This is a genomic window from Synechococcus sp. H70.2 (genome assembly GCF_047462275.1).
Taxonomy (GTDB): Bacteria; Cyanobacteriota; Cyanobacteriia; order Thermostichales; family Thermostichaceae; genus Thermostichus.
This window is the reverse complement of sequence record NZ_JANSIU010000001.1, coordinates 282,587-301,461: the sequence shown is the minus strand read 5'-3', so window position 1 is coordinate 301,461 and position 18,875 is coordinate 282,587. Positions and strand designations below refer to the sequence as shown.

Genomic DNA, 18,875 nt, shown 5'->3' with positions numbered 1-18,875 from the left:
CAGGGCCTTTTTGATGGCTCGGTGATTCAGTTCCTCAGTTGCAACGATAAGGACGGTGCTATGCCCCCCCAAACCGACAACTGCAACATTCAAGAGGTGACTCCCTTGATTACCCCTGCTGCTGTCAAGGCCAAGCTGCCCCTGACAGAAAGGGCAGCCCAAGTGGTGCTCTCCACGCGGCAGGCTATCCGCGACATCATCCACGGACGGGACCTCCATCGCTTGGTGGTGATTGTCGGCCCCTGTTCCATCCACGATCCCGAAGCGGCCCTGGAGTACGCCCATCGCCTTAAGCGGGTAGCCGACCGAACCCGCGAGCACTTAGTGATTGTGATGCGCACCTATTTTGAGAAGCCGCGCACCACAGTGGGCTGGAAGGGGCTGATTAACGATCCCCACCTGGATGGCTCCTGTGATATCGCCACCGGCTTGCAACTGGCCCGTTCCATCCTGCTGCAGATCAACGAGCTGGGCTTGCCCTGCGCCACGGAGATGTTGGATCCGGTAACCCCTCAATACACCGCAGATCTGGTGAGCTGGGCAGCCATCGGCGCTAGAACCATTGAAAGCCAGACCCACCGGGAAATGGCCAGTGGCCTCTCTATGCCCGTGGGCTTCAAAAATGGCACCGACGGACGGCTGGAGATTGCCCTCAACGCCATCCTGTCCGCTAGCCACCCCCACAGCTTCCTGGGCATTGGCCAAGACGGCAGGACGGCTTTGGTAAAAACCACTGGCAACCCTGACCGCCACATCGTGTTGCGGGGAGGTGGTGGCAAGACCAACTATGGGCCGGAGGATGTGGCGCGGGCGGCCCTGCTGATGAAGGATCAAGGGATCCCGCGCTCAGTGATGGTGGACTGCTCCCACGACAACTCCCACAAAGACTACCGCCAGCAGGGAGCCGTCTGTCGAGCAGTGCTGCGGCAGTACCAAGAAGGGCAGCGGGCCTTGATGGGACTGATGCTGGAGAGCAACCTCAAGCCGGGCAAGCAAACTTGGCAGAAGGGAGTGCCGCTCCAGTACGGTGTCTCCATTACTGACGGCTGCATTGGCTGGGAGGAGACAGAGGAGCTCCTGCAGGAGATGGCGGCAACCGTGGCGGGGAAAGCCCTGGCCCTGAGCCATTGAGCCCTTGGACAAGCTCCAGCCTTGTCTAGAGTTGTCTAGGTCTTCCAGGGGAGAGGGGCAGCGCTAAGATCCTGTTGTCCCTCTTCCCCTGTTCCAAGGGGACCGTTCTTGCCAAAACCTTTTTTGCTTTTCTTGAGCCTGTGGTTACCCTCCAACTGGCTTCCCCCACTTCTGAGGCCTGGATTGAGCAGGCCACCCATCACCTTGACCTTATTTTGTTGGACCACGCCAACTGCGAGAAAAAAGCGGCGGGTAACGCCCTCAGTCTCCTCTTTCGCTACCCAGCCAACGGGCGGCTGGTGGAAGCCCTTTCGCCACTGGCGCGGGAGGAGCTGCAGCATTTTGAGCGAGTCCACCGCCATTTGCAGCGGCTGGGGATCCCCTTTAGGCCCCTGTCGGCTGCTCCCTACGCTAGCCGCCTCAACCAACACTTGCGCCGCCGTGAGCCAGAGCATCTTCTGGATACGCTGTTGGTGGCCGCCATCATCGAGGCTCGCAGCCACGAACGCTTGGGCCTGCTGGGAATTCACCTCCTCGATCCCGAACTGCGCCAGTTTTACCTGTGGCTGGCAGCGGCTGAAGAGCGGCACTGGCAGCTGTACCTCGAGCTGGCGCTGGAGCAGTTCCCCGCTGAGCAAGTGCAGGAGCGGCTGGACACCCTGCTGCAGGTGGAAGCTGAGATCCTCTCCACCCTTCACCCTGAGCCACGTGTCCATAGCTAACCCCTTCCCTTGCGGCAACCTGAAGGCAGAGGCCTGTTGAAGAGAGCCGGTAGGCAAGGGGGATCGTGGTTGCCTGTCCGGCTCAAACTAAGCTACTGGGGGCGGATAAGCCCCGCCCTGTACTTGGAGAGACACCCTCGCAAAGAGAGGGTAGGAGGGTCTCGGTTGCAACCACGCGGTGGGACATGCCGTGGCTGCTCGGGGAGGGACGACCAGATCCCGTTGAAGTGTTGGCAGAGCGCGGCGTAAGCCTTAGCATGGGCGATATTGCCAAGCGGCAGTCGCAGGGGGGATCCTACCAGGAGAAGTCAATGGGGTTCTGCCGTCTGCAGAGAGGGGAAGATCCTGCTTAGCGGCGCTGGCGCGATCCGGAAAGGGCTCCAACCCAAAGCATCAGCCTTGCCTGGAGAGAGAACCACATCTCAGGATTTGTGCGCAATCCAAACAGGGCATACAGGCCCAATAGAAACAAAACACACCCATTTCCCAGCCCTTTGTAAGTTTGGACAATTTGGCTTTGGCTCCAGCCAAATTCATAAACTAAGCGGTTCATATCCCCAGCGGCATCTCCTTGGCCACCCAGCAGAGTTCCCCACGGAATTGGAGCTAGCCCTTTTTGAATGCTGTGCCATTGCCAAAAGCTTCTCCAGAGGCTGCTGGCTGCAACTCCCAAAACGACGAATCGCCAAAAGTCCCACCGCCAGCGGTCTGGCAAGCGAAGATAAAAGCAGGCTATTAAGAAGGTACTGATGTAAAACTCACCGCCTACACTGCCAAAGGTAATGAGCATTTCTTTGGTGCGATTGGGCATGAGCCAGGTCATATAAAACTGCAGCAGAGCAAGAACAATAGCCAATGGCTGCAGCCATTGGATCTGCTCCTCGCGAGCCGACTTGAAGAGCAAAGCCAATAAAAAGAGGATCCCAAAGTACACAAAGGGATCCCTTTGGGAACTGATGCTGGTCCAGCCAAACGGTAAGGGCAAAGCGCGATGCCCGCTCCACCAGGCAATCGTGGCATGGCCCAGCTCGTGAATCCAAATGTGCCAAGGGAGATGTAGCACCTGCAGTAGAGCAATGTTGTTTACCAGCAGGGCCACCACCACTGCAGCCGGATAGGCCCAGAGGTTGACTGTCCAGCTATCAAAAGAAAAGCGATCCCAACGCGGCTGGGAGCCTAGGCGCAGGCTGCGCTGCCAAAGCAACTGGGAGCCGCGGAAAGCGCGGATCTCCAATTGCTCGAGGCGCGGAATCCGCAGTTGCTTCACCATTAAAAACAGTTGAGCCGCAACCCCTGGCGGCGAGAGGCCTTGGGGCAGGGATCCCAGCAGGTGGATGTGCAGGGTGTTGTCAGCAAAATGTACTTGCGCAGGCCAGCCCCGTCGCAGCAGCTCCAGCCGAACAACTCGCACAATTGCTTGGCTGTCCCCAGCGCGGGCCAGGGCGAGGGGATCAGGGGAGGCGGGCATTGCCAGTTACCTCCTAGAGCACGGCGGCAGCACCATTATTCTTCTATTCTTCACGGGGCTGCCGGACAAAAATTGCGCTCCCTCTCAGGTCGTCCCAGGGGGAGGTTGGTATAGTTGAGGGCAGCAGGTAGGCGGAGTGAGTGGAGGATCATGCCTGGCTTGGACAAGGGGGGGATAAGACGGGATCCCAAACCGTCTAGGCAGAGCGCCCTGTGGGGAGCGACGCTGCTGTTGGGTTTAGCCGCAGCAGGTTTGTTTTCCCCCTTGCCTGTTCAAGCGCAGCCGACCCCTGTTCCCGGTCTGTCTCGCATTGACCGTTGGCACTACGACCCCCAGCGGGGGTGGCTAGAGGTTAACACTGAGGGAGAGGTGCGGCCTTTTTTGTTTGTGCTGCAAAACCCTCCTAGGGTAGTGCTGGATTTTCCCAACACCCTTTTTGGGCAAGAGCCCCAAACCCAGAACTTTCCAGGACGGGTTACCTCTGTGGAGATCAAACAGCTCACCCCAACCATCACTCGCTTTGTGCTGCACCTGCAGCCGGATCAACCCCTTAGTCTTGGCCAACTGCAACTGCTCACCGCCGGCCCTTCCCGCTGGGCTGTCCAGTTCCTCCAGCCCGAGCAATCCCTGCCTCTCCCTCCCTCACCCCCTGCTCCCCAGGAGCCCACGTCCCTGCCTCTGTCAACAGCGTCGCCCGCTCGCCCCGAAGCCAGCCTGCCCTCTCCTCCTGCCCCATCCCCTGCCAGCCATCAGATCTTGGCCATCTCTCCCCACGCGGAGGGCTTCTTTATCCGCACCCAAGGCAGTCCCCCCACCACGGTGCGGCGCATCCTCGATCCGGATCGGGTGGTGGTGGATTTTCTCAACACCACCCTCAGCCCTGCCCTTACCCAGCGGCTCTATACCGTCAACCGCCTGGGGGTTTTGCGGCTGCGGGTGGGGCAATTTGAGCCCACCATTGCCCGCGTGGTGTTGGATGTGGATCCTTCCAGTGGCGATTGGGAGGCCCGCTACGACCCGCAGCAGGGAGGAATCTGGATCCAGCCCGCCGGGGGTGCTGCCCAGGCCAGCCTTCTGCCTGATGTCAGCCCAACCGAGGCCCAAGAACCGCTGGCTACCTTACGCTCGGTGGAGCTGCGGGGGAATCAGCTCATCATTAGCGCCGATGGGTTCATGTTCTACCGGGCCGGCTGGGATCCTGAAAGCGGCGGCTACCGCATCAACGTGGCCCCAGCACGCCTGCCTCCGTCCTTGCCGGATCCCGGCTTGCCCATTGGGGGACCGGTGCAGCGGATCCGCTTTGTCCAAGAGGACGCTCGCACGGTCAGCATTCTGGTACAGCCTGCCGAGGAGTTCAATGTCTTTGAGCCCAACCCTGGCCAGGGATCCCGACGCATCACCCTGGAGCTGCGGCCTCTGAAGGCTCCGCTGCCCAGCCCTCAGCCGCCAGCGCCTGCCCAAGCTTCCCCTCCTCCCCCCCTGGGCCGGACGGTCATCGCCATCGATCCGGGACACGGCGGACGGGATCCCGGCGCCATCGGGGTAGATGGGATCCAGGAAAAAGACATCGTGCTCTCCGTTTCCCACCAGGTTCGACAATTGTTGCAGGAGCGGGGGTATACGGTGGTGATGACCCGCACCGACGACCGCGAGGTGTTGCTGCAGCCGCGGGTGGATAGGGCCGTGCAGGCCAATGCCACTCTCCTGGTGAGTATCCATGCCAATGCTCTGGAGCGCTCCAGTGTTCACGGCATCGAGACCTACTACCTGCGGCCCGACAGCGCTGAGCTGGCCCGGATCCTGCACCGCAGCCTGGTGAGGGCCACCGGTGCCGCCGACCGGGGAGTGAGGCGGGCCCGCTTTTTTGTGGTGCGAGAAACGCCCGTGGGCATGCCCTCAGTGCTGCTAGAGCTGGGGTATGTAACCAACCCAACCGAAGGGCGTAGGTTGGCTACTCCCGAGTATCAGGCCATCTTGGCGCGGGCCATTGCCGAGGGCCTCGAGACCTTCTTGCGCAACCGCTAGAGGATGCCGCCTGTCCTAAGGCAGGGTAGGATACAGCAGCTTAGGCCAAGGTGCTGAGGGAGGAAGGAGCATGCGTTGGGGGTGGGGAGCAGAGCCAGATCCCAGTTGGCCAATTGGGGTGTTTGACAGCGGCCTGGGGGGGCTCACCGTCTGGCGGGCCCTGCGCCGGCAGTTGCCCCAGGAGCACCTTGTTTACTTTGCGGATACAGCGCGGCTGCCCTATGGGGATCGCTCCCCCGAGGAGATCTTGACCTTTGTGCGCCAGATCCTGCACTGGCTGCAGGCACAGCCCGTGAAAGTGGTGGTGATGGCCTGCAACACCAGCTCGGCGCTGGCTTTGGAGCAAGTGCAGCAGGAGTTTGCCCTGCCCATCCTTGGCCTCATCCTGCCCGGTGCCCAGGCGGCCTTGGCCCAGGGATCCCGTATTGGGGTCATTGCCACGGCGGCTACAGTTAAAAGCCGCGCCTACTCCAAAGCCATCCAGGAGTACAGCGCCCTGGATCCAAGGCGCTTTCCCCAGCCTGTCCAGTGCTGGGAGCAGGCCTGCCCGGCGTTCGTCCCCCTCATCGAAGCGGGTCAGTTAGACAGCCCCGAGCTGCAGCAGGCCGCCAAACGCTACCTGCAGCCGCTCCTGCGGCAGGGGATCGACACCCTTGTCTATGGCTGCACCCACTATCCCCTCCTCGATCCCCTGCTGAGGTCTCTGCTGCCCCCTTCAGTCAAGCGTGTGGATCCCGGGGTGGCCCTGGTGCGCTCCCTGGCCCGCGAACTCAGCCTCTGGGGCCTGCGCCGCCCCCCAACGGCCCCCCCAGACGAACCCCACCGCTTCTACGTCAGCGGGGATCCGGAGCGCTTTGCCCAGTTGGCCACTCCTTGGCTGGGCTTTCGGCCCCAGGTGGAACGAGTGGAATGGCCGGCCCTGGATGTCAACAACTTCCGTCGACCCTAGGCAAGAGCAACTAGAGGGCTTGGGTTGAGGAGAGCCCAAGGCCTGCGGCGCCAAGCCAGGATCCTATCTCCCTTCGCGGAAGCGGGCCGTAGCACCCTGAACCTGGGCCCAGACACGGGTGGGCAAGCCCCAAATGTAGATGAAGCCTTCGGCGGCGCGGTGGTCGAATTGATCCCCTTCCCCGTAGGTAGCCAGCTCTGGGTTGTAAAGAGAGTAGGGAGAACGGCGGCCCACGCAAACTGCTTGGCCCTTGTGCAGCCGCATCCGCACCACACCGGTAACGCTCTTTTGGGTGGTGCGAACGAAGGCGTCGAGGGCCTCCCGCAGCGGCGAATACCAAAGGCCGTTGTAGACCAACTGGCTATAGGTGGTCTCGATGCCGTACTTGTACTGGAGGACCTCACGGGTAAGGGTGAGGCTTTCCAGCTCGCGGTGGGCTGGAATCAGCACACTTAGAGCAGGGCACTCGTAGATCTCCCGCGACTTGATCCCAACCAGCCGGTCCTCAATCATATCGATGCGGCCCACCCCGTGGCTGCCGGCCAAGGCGTTGAGCTGCTCAAAGAGAGCTCTGGGGCTGAGGCGTTGCCCATCCAATCCCACGGGGATCCCTTGCTCAAACTCAATCTCCACATAGGCAGGCTCATCGGGTGTCTGGGCAATGGGCCGGGTGAGGGCGTAGACTTCCTCCGGCGGCTCTTGGTCGGCGTCTTCCAGGATCCCGGCTTCGACGCTGCGGCCGAGGATGTTGAAGTCAATGCTGTAGGGGCTGGACTTCTGCACTGGCAGGGGGATCCCGTAGCGCTCGCCATAGGCAATGGTCTCCTCGCGGGTCATGCCCCACTCACGCGCTGGGGCCAGCACCTTTAGCCTAGGGTTTAGGGCAGCAATGGCTAGATCGAAGCGCACTTGGTCGTTGCCTTTGCCAGTGCAGCCGTGGGCTACGGCGTCGGCACCCACTTCTTCTGCCACCTCCACCAGCAGCTTGGCAATTAGGGGTCGAGCCAAGGCAGTGGAGAGAGGGTAGCGCTGTTCGTAGAGGGCGTTGGCTTGGAGGGCCGGGAAGGCGTAGTCGGTAATCAGGGTCTGGACAGCCTCCCGCACCAGGGATTGCTCTGCCCCTGCCCTAAGGGCCTTGGCCTGGATGGCCTCCAGCTCTGCTCCTTGCCCCAGATCCACCGCCAGGGTTACCACCGATTCCACCCCCCACTCGTGTTTGAGGTAAGGAATGCAGACGGAGGTGTCAACGCCGCCGGAGTAGGCCAAAACCACTTTCTTTGCCCGTCCCATGGTGTTGTGGATCCCTGTTGGCAACAAGTTGCTAGCCCATTATGCCTTGTGGCTTGCCCGGTCTGGATCTAGGGGCAGCTTTGTCGAGTATTCTCACAGAGGATTTCTCCTGGGCTTGGGATCGCTGTCTAGGCAGTTGTTGGCGCAGCGTGGGGGGTGGGGGTTAGGTGAGCACAGCCAGCAGAGGGATCCTGGCAGCACAGCCGAGACTTAGCCGCAGACGAGCCCTGGGGCTGGGGCTCCTGTCGCTGCTGAGCTTTGTGGCCGGGGCAGGGTTTGCCGCCCTCTCCCAGCCGGAAGGGGGATCTCCCGTTGCCGCCCCAGAGCCGGAAGTGCCCCGCTTTACCGCCCACGGCTGGCCGCTGCTGGATCCCCTGCCGCCGCCGGACGAGATCTGGGAGTGCGAGCTGGTGGTAGTAGGCGGATCCTTGGGGGGCGTGGCGGCAGCCAGTCAGGCCATGCGGGGGGGTGTGCAAACCTGCCTCATCGAGCTCACCCCCTGGCTAGGGGGGCAGATCACCTCCCAGGGGGTATCGGCCCTCGACGAGTCCCTCCTCATGCGGCAGCGGGGCAATTTTTCCCGCCACTGGCTGGAGTTCAAAGCCCTAATCGCAAGCCAGCCGGTGCATCTGCCTGCCTGGACAGGGGTGCCCCCCGGAACTCGCGTATCCGAGATCAACAGTTGCTGGGTAGGGGAGCTGTGTTTTCCGCCCCAGGCGGGTCTGCAGGCGGTGGAAACCTGGCTGCAACAGGCTGCCCGCAGCGCCCCCAACAGTCGCTGGGCCACCCAGACTGCTTTTAAGGGGGCCACCTTCAGCGCTGACGGCTCCCGCATTGAGAGCATCTACGCTGTGCGGCGGCAGCCGCGGGATCCCAACTTTGTGCCCCCAGGGCGGCTGTGGCGGGAATTGGTGAGCTGGTATAGCTGGCAGGAAACGGAAGTGTTTGCCAAACGGGTGCTACGGCTGCAGGCGCCACCGGGCCGCCACCTGTTTGTTATCGACGCCACCGACACCGGTGAGGTAGTAGGCTGGGCCGGCATCCCCTACCGGCTGGGCTCAGAAGGGCGAGATCTTACTGGGGAGCCCAATGCCCCGCCGGCCAGCAACCCCGAATGTACCCAGGCCTTTACCTTTCCCTTCGTGCTGGCCATCCACGACGATGGGGGCCGCTCCCGCGCTGAGCTGGCCCAGCTGCAGCCAGGCTACTCCCGTGCCGAACACCGCCGCCAGTTTGACCTGGAGGGGTTTCCCACCTTCAGCGGCCAGAGCTTTTTCAACTACCGCCGCATTGTCAGCAAAGGTCGCACAGATCCCTTTTACGGCACCCCGGTTCCCGGGGATCTAACCCTGGTGAACTGGAACCGCGGCAACGACTGGGGGATCATGAACCCCCCCCTAATCTTGACAGAAGAACAGCTGGTGGCCTCAGGGCAGCGCCACAACTGGCTGGGGGGGCTGGACGTCTCCGCCCTCAAGGATGGAGAAAACCACGCCCTGCTCTTTGCCGAGTGGCTGATGGAAACTCAGTCCCGCGCCGGCTATCCCCTCTCGTTGGTGTTTGCCGAGGACTCTTTGCTGGGCACCCGCTCCGGCCTCAGCCTCTACCCCTACATCCGGGAGGGGCGGCGCATCCTGGGGCGAGCTGCCTACGGCCAGGCGGAATTCCAGATGCTGGAGCAGGATATTCGCGTTGGTGCCTTGGGGGGGCGGGATTTCAGCCCCACGGCAGTGGGGGTGACTCACTACGCCATCGATATCCACGGCTGCCGCTACCGCAACTGGGAGCCTTCCCTGTCAGCCAGCTCGGCGCCTGTCAACGAGTTTTCCGTCCGCCCCATCGTCATCCCCCTCGAGGCCCTCATCCCCCAGAAAGTGGATAACCTGCTCATCGGCGGCAAAGGGATCGCCGTCAGCCACATCGTCAACGCCGCCACCCGCACCCATTACGGCGAGTGGACCATCGGCTCGGCAGCGGGGCTCATCGTAGCCTGGTTGCACAGCCAGGATCCCGGCTTGATCCCGGCTCAGATCGTGCCGCAGGGCAAGATGGCCGACTTGCAGCGCTACCTGGTTGCCCATGGACAGCGGCTGCACTGGTAGGCAGTTGCCGCCGCCCTACCCCTGTGCGCCGGAAGGGAGTGAATCGGGATCCCCTTTTCCGCCATAGCGCCGCTGCCGCCACCACACCAGCAGAGGGCTGGCGATGAAGATGCTGGAATAAACCCCCAAGCTGAAGCCGATGAGCAAAGCGATGGCAAACCCCTTCAGGGTGGCTCCCCCAAAAATGGCAATGGCCACCAGGGGCAGCATCGTGGTCAGGGTGGTGTTCAAAGAGCGGGCAAAAGTCTGGTTCAACGACAGGTTCACCACCTCGGCAAAGCTGACCTTGCGGCTGACCAGACGCAGATTTTCCCGGATGCGGTCGTAGATAACCACCGTGTCGTTGACGGAAAAACCAATGATGGTTAACAGCGCCACCACAAACAGGCTGTCCACCTCCATGCCCACCGTTAGGCCCAAAAGGGCAAACAGACCTGTTGTCAGCACCACATCGTGCAGCAAGGCCACAATGGCAAACACCGCGTAATCCCACTGGAAGCGCAGGGCCAGATACACCACAATGAGCCCAAAGGAGATGAGCACGGCCACGAGGCCGGAACGCAAGAGTAAACGCCCCACCGTCGGGCCCACCGTCTCTACTAGGTTGCGCTCAAAAGGGCCTACCTGCTGCCGCAGCGTCTCCTCTACCGCTAGGCGCTCCTGCTCGGTCAAAGGGGGCATGCGGATTAGGGCTTCCTGGCCGGTCTGGGTGTCCAGTTGGATGATGCTGCTGCCCAGGTTGTGTTCCTGCAGCGCCCGCCGCAGCTCGTCAGTGGTGACAGGCCGCTCAAAACGCAGATCCAACAAGGTGCCGCCGGCAAAGTCCAGCCCCAGCCGCAGCGGTGTCCCTAGAGAGGCCAGAGAAAAGGCCATGCTGACCAGCCCCACCAGCAACACCGCCAAGGAAAGGGTAAACCAGAGCTTGCTGCGCCCGACAATGTCGAAGCGGTAGTCGAGCAACCGCCGGGAGCCCCCCGCCGGATCGGGGGGGGATAACTCTTGCGCCGTCATGATTGAGCTGCCTCCATGCGAACGCCGTAGAGCTCTGGCTTGCGCAGGCTGGGGATCGCCATTGCCGCCAAAAGCAGGGTGCGGGTACAGGTGAGGGCCGTGAAAAAGCTCACCAAAATGCCAATGGCCAAGGTGACGGCAAAGCCTTTCACCAGCCCCATCCCCAGCCAGAAAAGTACACCACAGACCAAAAGGGTGGTGACGTTGCTGTCGAGGATGCTGCTGAAGGCACGATTAAACCCTTCCGAGATGGACTTGTAGAGGGATTTGCCCGCCCGCAGCTCCTCCTTGATGCGCTCGAAGATCAGCACGTTGGCATCCACCGCCATGCCGATGCTGAGGATAAAGCCGGCGATCCCCGGTAGGGTCATGGTCACCCCCAGCAGTTGGAACAGAGCAAACGTACAGAGGGCGTAGATGAGAAGAGCAAGATCGGCAACAAGCCCCGGCAGGCGATAGTAGGCCACCATAAACACCAGCACCAGCACCAGGCCGCCAATGCCGGCATAGAGGCTGCGACGCACGCTCTCTTCCCCCAGCGTGGCCCCCACCGTGCGGTTTTCAATGACGCGAATGGGAACCGGCAGCGCCCCCGCCTTGAGCTTGATTGCCAAGTCAGTAGCAGTTTCCACCGTGAAGTTGCCAGTGATCACTGCCGTTCCGCCAGTAATGCCAGTGCGGGCAAACTCTGGCCCCACGATGGGGGCGCTAATCAGCACGTCGTCGAGAAAAATGCCAAGCGGGCGCCCTGTGCCCGCCAACTCTCGAGTGAGCTGGGCAAATTTTTCTGCCCCTTCCGGCTTAAACTCTAGCAGTACTTCCCAGCTCTGGGAGCCGCGACGAGGGGCTTGGGGATAGGCGTTGCGCAGGAGATCGCCAGTGAGACCAACCCGTTCAAACAAGGCCTCAGGATTCTCTCCTGCAGTTACCTCCCCCTGTTCGTTGCGGGGCAGGGCGCTAACCGGCACCAAGCCCTTGCGGAATTCCAACTGGGCCGTATCCCCCAAAAGAGCAACAGCCCGATCCGGATCCGCTACCCCCGGCAGTTGCACGAATAGACGATCCCGGCCACTGATTTGGATCAAGGGCTCAGTTACCCCTAGGCCGTTAATCCGCTGCTGGACAACGGCCTCCACCCCCTGCATCACCTCGGGAGTAATCTCGGGTACCTCTTGGGTTGGCAAAGCCTGCAGCGTGAGTTGCGTCCCGCCTTTGAGGTCAAGGCCGAGGCGAACTTCTCGGCTCAAGCCTAAGTAGGTAAGAGCAACCACCACTGCTAGGATAAAGACTAGACCTCGCAGGAAGGCAAGCCGATTGAGCCACGAAGCTAGGGATCTGGCCATACTGCCTAGTTAGAAAGCCAAGAACACGGGCGCCCTGGTCGGCAGCCCGAGAGTTTTGTTGTGTTTTGAACTTCTCGATTTTACCCCAGACAGCCTCCCTCTTGGTTGACGTTAGCTCCAAGGCTAAGCTGTTGCCAGGGACAGGAAGTGCCCCAAATCTGCAAAGGAGGGGAAGTGGAGGTGAATTGGCGACGGACTGGCCCCGTGGCGGTGTTGCTGTTTGCCCTACCGTTGGCGGGATCCCCTGCTTGGGGGGGAGAGTACTTCACGGAAGAGGTAACTCGCCCTAGCCTGGAGGTTGTCCATGGCTGGCGGGAGGTGGTGTCCGGCACGCAGGTGACCATCACCAACACCAGTTCGGGGTCCTTTCGGGTGCCCCTGGAAATTGACCTGGCGGATCGGGCTAGCTGTGAGCGGGCTGAATTGGTGTTAACCAACAAGAGCACCTTGCCCCTGGGCTCCTTTCAAGATTGCATCCTTAACCTCTTTCCCTATCTGGACAAGTTCATCAACCAAGAAGTGGCCAGCATTCGGGTTACCCTAAAAGGGGCCGCTCCCCTCCTGGAGATCCCTCTGGAAGAGTCGGATCGGCTGATCCTGGCCCAGGTGGCCAACCAATCCCGGGAAGCCTTTGTCTTCTTTCAGCAGGAGCTGGCCCGCGTTTTGGAGCTCTTGAAGCAGCCGACGGCCAGCCAAAGCGCCCCACCCCAACCCTCTGCCCCTGCCAGCCCAACTCCGGCTGCCGCTGGACCCAACCCAGGGGAATTGGTGATTGTGGGATCAATCCGGGAGGAACGGGTAGGGGCTGGCAGTCGCCTGAGCGTGGAGGCCATCAACCGCAGCAGCCGCACTGTCCTCAACGCCCGCGCCCGCTTTACCTTCTATCGGGGCGGAGAAGTCGTCGAGACGCGCGTGGCCGCCTTTGAGCCCAGCGATGTACCTCCGGGCCAGAAAGCTACTGCTAGCGTGCTGAAGACAGACGCCAACTGGGATCGCGTTACCGTCACCTTCCAGTGGCAGTAGGACCCCCTCAGGGAGCCAGGGCGTTGCCCCGCAGCAAACTGCCCAGGGTTTTAACGGTAATCTTCAACTGTACCCAGGGGCTCATGGGCGCCACTGTCTTGTAGAGGTAGCTGGCAAAGGTTAACCGCTGCACATCCCGGTCGGCGCACATCTCCACAAAAGCCTCGCGGGTGGCGTTGGAGCGGTAGAACACCTGCTGCAGAAGGTCCAAGACCTTGTAGGTCAGGCCGTACTGGCGATCCCAGCGCTGGAGGTAGAGCTTGAGATCCTCTTCTGTGGGAAGGCGCTTCCCACCGTTGGAGGTCTCGACAATGGTCTCGGCGCACATGCGGCCCGACTTGGCAGCAAAATAGATCCCCTCACCACTTGCCTTGGTTACGTATCCTGCCGCGTCTCCTACCAAGGCAGCTCGGCCCACCACCCGGCGGGGACGGGGGTGCTCTGGAATAGGATGGGCCTCCACCTTGATCACCCGGCCCCCTCGGATTCGTTCGGCGGCGCGGGCGCGAATCCCGGCCTGCAGCTTCTGGAGGCTGGCCTGGTTGGTCTGCATGGTGCCGGTACCTACCGCCACATGGTCGCACTTGGGAAACACCCAGGCATAGAAGTCGGGCGAGACATCGTCTCCCACGTACATTTCTGCCCGCTCCTCGTAGTAGGCCATTTTGTCCTCCGGGAGGCGAATGCGCTCCTGAAAGGCCAGCGCGTAGTTGTAGTCCCCGGCGCCGATGGCTTCTGCCACCTTCGAGTGGAACCCGTCCGCCCCAATCACCACATCCACCGCCAGTGAGCGAGGTACCCCCTGGGGCAAGCCGCTGGAGAAGTCAACGTAGTGCAGGACGTAAGGATCCCGGCCATTCTGGGGGACTTCCAGATGCATCACCTTGCCGTGAATGAGCTCTGCCCCTTTTTGGCGGGCGCGGTTGCGCAAGAAGGCATCCAGGACCTCGCGGCGGCACATGCCAATGTATTCGCCTTCCTTTTCGAGGGCAATGTCCACCTCGTAGTTGGAAGGCGAGATCATCTTCATCTTGCGCACCTTGCGGTCGATGATCTCCTCCGGCAGGTCAAACTCCGAAACCATACACAGGGGAATGGCACCCCCGCAGGGTTTGGCGTTGTCCAGCTTGCGCTCAAACAAGAAGGTTTCGATTCCCGCTTGGGCCAGAACCTCGGCCGCAGAAGCACCCGCCGGGCCACCCCCAACCACGGCAACTCTCAGGCTCAAGGCGCCCTCCTTTTTCTTTCCTTCTTTCCAATTCCTAGATCTCCCCCAAAGGGAAGCTAGTCTGCAGCATACACGCAAATGAGTTCCATTTGGGCAATTTCCAGGGATCCCCCCAGGATCCAAGCGGGATAAGGCGTTGTGGCTAGGGTTGGGATCCCTCGATGTGGGAGTAGGGTTCCAGGTGGATGGTGACTCGCACCGGCCCGTAGCGCTCCTGTAGCAGTTGCTCCACCGCTTCGGTGATGCGATGGGCCGACTCCACGTCCAGCGGCTCCACCACCATATGCATTTCGATAAAGATCATCTGCCCTGGGATGCCGCGGGAGGTGATATCGTGGCAGTCGAGGACGCCGGGCAGGCTGAGAACCAGCTCCCGCAATGTCTTAGGCGGAATGGCTACCCGGTCGGTTAAAAAGGGAACGTTTTCCCGCAGCACTTCCCAGCCGCTCCAAAACACCAGCAGCCCCACCGGCACCGCCAGCAGCTGATCCAGCCAGGGGATCCCCCAGTAGTGGATCCCGGCCAGTCCCAGCAGCACCGTCAGGGTTACCCAAACATCGCTGAGGGTATGGCGGGCATCGGCCAAGAGCAGCGAGCTGGACAAAGCCTTGCCCCAGGAACGTTCATAGAAGGCCACGAAGAGGTTGATCCCCAGTACCCCCACCATTAGGGTTAGGGTCAGTCCATCGACCTGCAGCGGCGGCTGGGGCTTAAAAAACCGTCCCACTGCTGCGCTGAGGATCTCAAAGCTGGCCATCCCCAGAAAAGCGGCGATCCCCAGCGCTCCAATGGCCTCAAACTTGCTGTGGCCGTAGGGGTGCTCCTCATCCGGCTCTGGCGAGGAAAAGCGGGCCGCCAGCAAGGCAAGAATGTTACTCCCACTGTCGGTAAAGCTGTGCAGGGCATCGGCCACCAAGCTGAGGGATCCCGTCGCTAGGCCCAGCCCCAGCTTGACCAAAAACACCAAAAGATTGAGCCCCAGGGTAACATAGAGCACCCTCTGTACCTGGTGCTGACGGCGAGCGGCAATGGCAGCAGAATCGGGGAAACTCACCGCTCATCAGAAGGGGGTAGGTTCTGTTTTATTTTGCCATCGGCTTGAGTTCAAGGCCGTCTTTCCTCCGCTTGAGGATAGGGGATCCCGGTCAGCAGGGTATTTTAGAAGCAAGCCTCGACGCGAGGGGGAAGCAGACAATGGACGTGGCGGTTGTGGGAGCTGGCTATGTGGGGTTGGTCACCAGTGCTTGTCTAGCCAAAGTTGGTCACAGCGTCATCTGCGTGGACAACAACCCTGCCAAGATTGAAGGGCTGCAGCGGGGCCGCCTGCCCATCTACGAACCTGGCCTGGAAGAGCTGGTGCAGGCTGGAGCTGAGGCCGGTCGGCTGCACTTTACCACCGACCTGGGCCTGGCAGTGAAAGCCAGCGAGGTGATTTTTATTGCCGTGGGCACCCCAGCTCTGCCCAGCGGCGAGCCGGATCTGCGCTACGTGGAGGCCGTGGCGCGGGAGATCGGCCAGCACCTGGACGACCGCTACCGGGTTATTGTCAACAAGTCTACCGTCCCCATCGGTTCCGGCGACTGGGTGCGTATGCTCATCCTCGACGGCGCCGCCGAGGCTGTCCAGCAACGTCTAAGCAGCCAACAGATGGCCCTGGCTGGAGGGGATCCCACCCCCTCCTCCCTGGCCACCCTGGACAAGTCTCCCTGTGTGCCGCCCTTCGACGTGGTCAGCAACCCCGAGTTTTTGCGGGAGGGCAGCGCCATCCAGGATACCTTCTACCCAGACCGCATCGTGATTGGCTCCAACAGCCCCCGCGCCATCGAGATCCTGCGGCAGCTTTACGAGCCCATCCTCAGCCGCCAACAGGGCTTGGGCGGGGATCCCGTGCCCTTGCTGGTCACCGACCTGGCCTCCGCCGAGATGATCAAATATGCCGCCAACGCCTTCTTGGCCACCAAGATTAGCTTCATCAACGAGATTGCCAACATCTGCGAGCGCACCGGCGCCGACATCACCCAAGTGGCCGAAGGGATCGGCCTCGATAAGCGCATTGGCCGCGCCTTCCTCAACGCCGGGATTGGCTGGGGGGGGAGCTGTTTCTCCAAGGATCTGGCCGCCTTGATCCAGACTGCGGCTGACTACGGCTATGAGGCCAAGCTGTTGCGGGCTACTGTCGAGGTCAACCGCGAGCAGCGGCAGCGCCTGGTGGAAAAGCTGCAGCAGGCCCTCAAGGTGCTTAAGGGCAAAACCATTGGCCTTTTGGGCCTCACCTTTAAGCCCCACACCGACGACCTGCGGGATGCGCCCTCTCTGACGTTGATCGAGCAGCTCCACCGCCTCGGGGCCAAGGTGAAGGCCTATGATCCCATTGTCTCGGCTTCGGGGATGCGGGAGGGCCTGGCCCATGTGGTGGTGGAAACGGATGTGTTCCGGCTGGCCCAGGATTGCGATGCCCTGGTGCTGGTGACGGAGTGGCCGGAGTTCTTGTCGCTGGATTACCGGCGCCTTGCCGAGCTGATGCGGCGGCCTTTGCTGATTGATGGCCGCAATTGCTTAGATCGGCAAACCCTTCAACAGGCGGGCATTACCTTAATTGGAGTGGGCTGGTGAAGATTCTGGTAACGGGTGGTCTGGGGTTTATTGGCTCCCATCTGGTCAGCCGCCTTCTGCAGGAGGGCCACGCAGTTATCTGCCTCGACAACGGCTACACGGGGCGGGAGGAGAACGTGCAGGCCCACCGCAACAACCCCGCCTTTACCTTGCTGTGGCACGATGTGGCCGAGCCGCTGCCGCCGGAGCTGGAAAAAGCTGGGATCGAGCAAATCTACCACCTGGCCTGCCCCGCCTCGCCGCCCCACTACCAGGCGGATCCCATCCGCACCATCCGCACCAGTGTCTGGGGCACCTACCACCTGCTGGAGCTGGCTCAAAAAACTGGGGCCCGCTTCCTCCTGGCTTCCACCTCGGAGGTGTACGGGGATCCCCAGGTGCACCCCCAGCCGGAGGACTACTGGGGCCATGTCAACCCCATCGGCCCGCGGGCCTGCTACGACGAGTCCAAGCGCCTGGCCGAAACCCTGACCTTTGATTGGCAGCGGCAACACCAGACGGAGGTCCGCGTGGCCCGCATCTTCAACACCTATGGCCCGGCCATGCGGGAAGACGACGGCCGCGTGGTCAGCAACTTCATCGTCCAGGCCCTGCGCGGGGATCCCCTCACCGTCTATGGAGATGGATCCCAGACCCGCAGCTTCTGCTACATCGCTGACCTCATCGAGGGCTTGGTGCGCCTAATGAACAGCGCCCACCCCGGCCCCTTGAACCTAGGCAACCCGCAGGAGTTCACCATCCTAGAGTTGGCGCAGCAGGTCTTGGCCCTCACTGGCAGCTCTTCTCCCATTGTCCACCGCCCCCTGCCAACCGACGATCCCAAGCAGCGCCGGCCCGACATTAGCAAAGCCCGCGCCCTGCTGGGATGGGAGCCGCAGATCCCTTTGTCCGTCGGCTTGGAGCTGACCATTCCCTACTTCCGCCGCCGCCTGGGGCTGGCGTAGGAGAATGCCCCCTGGAGTTCCCAGGCCACTGGCCACTTCTAGAGGTGAGTAGAGGGCCTCAAGGTTGTTACATACTACGATACAAATACGGAGAAGGGATGTTAGCCTAAGCAGGGGATCCCTAGGGCCATGGACACTTCTCCTCTATCTCCGGAAGAGCCGACCACCCTCCTGTCCCCAGAGAGCCGCAGGCTGGAAGGGAAGGGGGAAGTGGTGGGTGCCTTTTTGACAGTGCTTCAGGGATCCGACAGGGGCAGGACTTTCCGCCTCGAAGAGACAGCGGTAGTGGGGCGCAGCTTCCAAGCCGACATTCAGCTTTTCGACTCCACCGTCTCTCGGCGGCATTGCCGGCTGGAGAAGGTAGGGGAAAGCTATCTCCTCACAGATCTAGGCAGCCTCAACGGCACCTATGTCAACGGGGAACGGGTAACTTGCCGGGTTCTGGCGGATAGGGATCGCATCCAGGTGGGCAATAGCCTCCTGCAGTTTGCCTACTATGACCAGCTGGAGGAGACTTTCTTTTCCCAGATGGCCACTGCTGCCCTCTATGACCCACTCACAGGGCTGTACAACCGTCGGTTTTTCCTAGAGCACTTGCAGAGGGAGATTGCCTTTGCCCGCCGCCATCACTTTCCCCTCCACCTTCTCTACCTGGATCTGGACAACTTCAAGCTCATCAACGACCGCTGCGGACACTTGGCTGGGGATCAGGCCCTGATCCAGGTGGCCCAACAACTGCAGTCTCAAGTTCGCCGCGAGGACTTACTGGCCCGCCTAGGGGGCGATGAATTCGCCCTCTTGGTGCGCGGGATCCCGGACTCTCAGATCCTACCGTTGGCTGAGCGCTTGCGGCAGGCTGTCCAATCCCTTCCCCTGCAGGGGGGAATTCACCTCACCTGTAGCATTGGTGTCGCCTCTTTGCTCCGGCTTCCAGCAGAGACTGCTGCACCCAGCTTCCTAGAGGCAGCCGACCAAGCCCTCTACCAGGCCAAAACGCAGGGGGGCAACCGGGAGGTGTTGCTGTAG

The 18,875-nt window shown here is 61.6% G+C and carries 16 protein-coding genes; 10 read left to right on the top strand and 6 right to left on the bottom strand.

Going from position 1 to position 18,875, the window contains the following annotated elements:
* Positions 1–60: 60 nt before the first annotated feature.
* The 3 genes from NW822_RS01520 (at position 61) to NW822_RS01510 (ending at position 2,206) form a co-directional block, all read left to right on the top strand.
* Positions 61–1,131, top strand: coding sequence for a 3-deoxy-7-phosphoheptulonate synthase (locus NW822_RS01520; RefSeq protein ID WP_414403284.1), 1,071 nt, complete (start codon positions 61–63; stop codon positions 1,129–1,131).
* Between the two features lie 140 nt (positions 1,132–1,271).
* Positions 1,272–1,853, top strand: a complete 582-nt coding sequence (locus tag NW822_RS01515) for a tRNA-(ms[2]io[6]A)-hydroxylase (RefSeq protein ID WP_414403283.1) — start codon at positions 1,272–1,274, stop codon at positions 1,851–1,853.
* Positions 1,854–2,038: 185 nt separating this feature from the next.
* The gene (locus NW822_RS01510) at positions 2,039–2,206 is read left to right on the top strand and encodes a hypothetical protein (protein ID WP_414403282.1); all 168 of its coding nucleotides are present in this window, start codon (positions 2,039–2,041) and stop codon (positions 2,204–2,206) included.
* On the opposite strand, the gene NW822_RS01505 is transcribed toward NW822_RS01510, so the two are convergent.
* On the bottom strand, positions 2,203–3,321 hold the full coding sequence (locus NW822_RS01505; RefSeq protein WP_414403281.1) for a hypothetical protein: 1,119 nt from the start codon (positions 3,319–3,321) through the stop codon (positions 2,203–2,205). The genes NW822_RS01510 and NW822_RS01505 overlap by 4 nt on opposite strands.
* A 252-nt stretch (positions 3,322–3,573) precedes the next feature.
* Between NW822_RS01505 and NW822_RS01500 the strand changes: the two genes are divergently transcribed.
* On the top strand, positions 3,574–5,346 hold the full coding sequence (locus tag NW822_RS01500) for an N-acetylmuramoyl-L-alanine amidase (protein ID WP_414403280.1): 1,773 nt from the start codon (positions 3,574–3,576) through the stop codon (positions 5,344–5,346).
* Between the two features lie 70 nt (positions 5,347–5,416).
* The gene (gene murI, locus NW822_RS01495) at positions 5,417–6,295 is read left to right on the top strand and encodes a glutamate racemase (RefSeq protein ID WP_414403279.1); all 879 of its coding nucleotides are present in this window, start codon (positions 5,417–5,419) and stop codon (positions 6,293–6,295) included.
* A 63-nt stretch (positions 6,296–6,358) separates the two neighbouring features.
* Here murI and NW822_RS01490 read toward each other — a convergent pair whose 3' ends face one another.
* Positions 6,359–7,585: an argininosuccinate synthase gene (locus NW822_RS01490; RefSeq protein ID WP_414359211.1), complete on the bottom strand. Its 1,227-nt coding sequence runs from the start codon at positions 7,583–7,585 to the stop codon at positions 6,359–6,361.
* A gap of 167 nt (positions 7,586–7,752) precedes the next feature.
* On the opposite strand from NW822_RS01490, the gene NW822_RS01485 reads away from it, so the two are divergent.
* Complete coding sequence (locus tag NW822_RS01485; protein ID WP_414403278.1) at positions 7,753–9,687, top strand: FAD-dependent oxidoreductase; 1,935 nt, start codon at positions 7,753–7,755, stop codon at positions 9,685–9,687.
* Between the two features lie 15 nt (positions 9,688–9,702).
* Here NW822_RS01485 and secF read toward each other — a convergent pair whose 3' ends face one another.
* On the bottom strand, positions 9,703–10,698 hold the full coding sequence (gene secF, locus NW822_RS01480; protein ID WP_414403277.1) for a protein translocase subunit SecF: 996 nt from the start codon (positions 10,696–10,698) through the stop codon (positions 9,703–9,705).
* Positions 10,695–12,041: a protein translocase subunit SecD gene (gene secD / locus NW822_RS01475; protein WP_414403276.1), complete on the bottom strand. Its 1,347-nt coding sequence runs from the start codon at positions 12,039–12,041 to the stop codon at positions 10,695–10,697. Before secD ends, secF begins: the two co-directional genes overlap by 4 nt.
* 180 nt (positions 12,042–12,221) lie before the next feature.
* Here secD and NW822_RS01470 point away from each other — a divergent pair, with 180 nt between their 5' ends.
* On the top strand, positions 12,222–13,064 hold the full coding sequence (locus NW822_RS01470; RefSeq protein ID WP_414403275.1) for a hypothetical protein: 843 nt from the start codon (positions 12,222–12,224) through the stop codon (positions 13,062–13,064).
* A 7-nt stretch (positions 13,065–13,071) separates the two neighbouring features.
* On the opposite strand, the gene chlP is transcribed toward NW822_RS01470, so the two are convergent.
* Both chlP and NW822_RS01460 read right to left on the bottom strand, forming a co-directional pair.
* Positions 13,072–14,292, bottom strand: a complete 1,221-nt coding sequence (gene chlP / locus NW822_RS01465; RefSeq protein ID WP_414403274.1) for a geranylgeranyl reductase — start codon at positions 14,290–14,292, stop codon at positions 13,072–13,074.
* A gap of 142 nt (positions 14,293–14,434) precedes the next feature.
* The gene (locus NW822_RS01460; RefSeq protein WP_414403273.1) at positions 14,435–15,346 is read right to left on the bottom strand and encodes a cation diffusion facilitator family transporter; all 912 of its coding nucleotides are present in this window, start codon (positions 15,344–15,346) and stop codon (positions 14,435–14,437) included.
* Between the two features lie 140 nt (positions 15,347–15,486).
* Here NW822_RS01460 and NW822_RS01455 point away from each other — a divergent pair, with 140 nt between their 5' ends.
* From NW822_RS01455 to NW822_RS01445, 3 genes are all read left to right on the top strand, one after another.
* Entirely contained in the window at positions 15,487–16,905 is a 1,419-nt protein-coding gene (locus NW822_RS01455) for a UDP-glucose dehydrogenase family protein (protein ID WP_414403272.1), read from the top strand.
* Entirely contained in the window at positions 16,902–17,849 is a 948-nt protein-coding gene (locus NW822_RS01450) for a UDP-glucuronic acid decarboxylase family protein (protein WP_414403271.1), read from the top strand. The genes NW822_RS01455 and NW822_RS01450 overlap by 4 nt, the downstream gene beginning before the upstream one ends.
* A gap of 129 nt (positions 17,850–17,978) precedes the next feature.
* Positions 17,979–18,875: a diguanylate cyclase domain-containing protein gene (locus NW822_RS01445; RefSeq protein WP_414403270.1), complete on the top strand. Its 897-nt coding sequence runs from the start codon at positions 17,979–17,981 to the stop codon at positions 18,873–18,875.